We start from the raw sequence: 1,069 nt of genomic DNA on the forward strand, positions 1-1,069 counted from the left end.
TACCTGGCCCTGCGCAACATCAGCCAGAAGTGGACCATGCCCATCCGAGATTGGAAGGCCGCGCTGACCCGATTTACCATTCAGTTCGGAGACCGCATCTCCGTCAATTGAAGTCCGAACCGTTTACACAAAAATTCGGACACGCCCCTACAGCGTGCGTTTGAGCGAGCCCGTGCGTATGTCGTACACACGCACCTTGCCATCGCCGCAGGTCACTGCCGCTAGATCGCCGGTGATGTTGACGGACTTGGCTCCCTTGTAGCTTGCACAGCCAAACGTGCGCTTGGTGCTGTTGGTGCGGATTTCAACGATCTTCACGTTGGTGCCTTCGATCTTTGCTGCGTAGGTCATAGAGCTTCGGTTCTTTCGTCACAAGTCGGATTTAACCGTTAGAAGAGGCATCATCTGAACTTCGGTACGACTCGCTCATCCGTTCTTGAAAGGGCTCGAAGAAGTTCCAAAGCTCCTGCGCCAAGTGCAGGGCAGTCGGATGCTTGGGGTCACGATTATCTTCGTGGAGAAAAAGGAGTCCCTCGGCCGATCCAGCTACGGCGGAGCCTATTTCTCTGGCGGGACCGCCGAAGGTCGTCCAACAGAGCCACCAACGGTCCGATTTGCCTGCTAGCTTCTGTGCCATTTCAACGCGCAAAGCGTCGTTTGCAAAGTCTTGATTTGCATACGCCTTGCGCCACCCCACAATCAGAGTGCCTTCCCACGCCTCCGCCACACATCTGCTGTGGTCGCTGAAGGCACCATCTATACCGATGCCAACGATGAGACCTTTGTCAGTTTCCAAGCGGGCGTGTCCGAATTTTTGTGTAAACGGTTCAGACTTCAATTGACGGAGATGCGGTCTCCGAACTGAATGGTAAAGTGGGTCAGCGCGGCCTTCCAATCGCGGATGGGCATGGTCCACTTCTGGGAACTTCTCAAAACCCATCCGCTCTCTTCCTGACCCGAGAAGCCTGACCCGCCCCTTGCCATGATCACGCCCCGCAGCGCCCTGAAGTTCGATCTGTTCGCCGAGGCCTCGCGCCAGCACAAGAGAGACGAGGTGGGCGATCCGCTG

Annotated in this window: 2 protein-coding genes; both read right to left on the reverse strand. The window is 56.3% G+C overall.

What is annotated here, in order from left to right; genetic code table 11:
• Nucleotides 1–147: 147 nt before the first annotated feature.
• Nucleotides 148–351, reverse strand: a complete 204-nt coding sequence (locus BN2503_RS18980) for a hypothetical protein (protein WP_054258138.1) — start codon at nt 349–351, stop codon at nt 148–150.
• 31 nt (nt 352–382) lie between these two features.
• Nucleotides 383–1,069, reverse strand: a 687-nt coding sequence (locus tag BN2503_RS20400) for a hypothetical protein (RefSeq protein ID WP_233495141.1), incomplete at its 5' end; no start/stop codon positions are given.

Origin of the sequence: Paenacidovorax caeni, from assembly GCF_001298675.1 — a bacterium.
Lineage (GTDB): Bacteria > Pseudomonadota > Gammaproteobacteria > Burkholderiales > Burkholderiaceae_C > Paenacidovorax > Paenacidovorax caeni.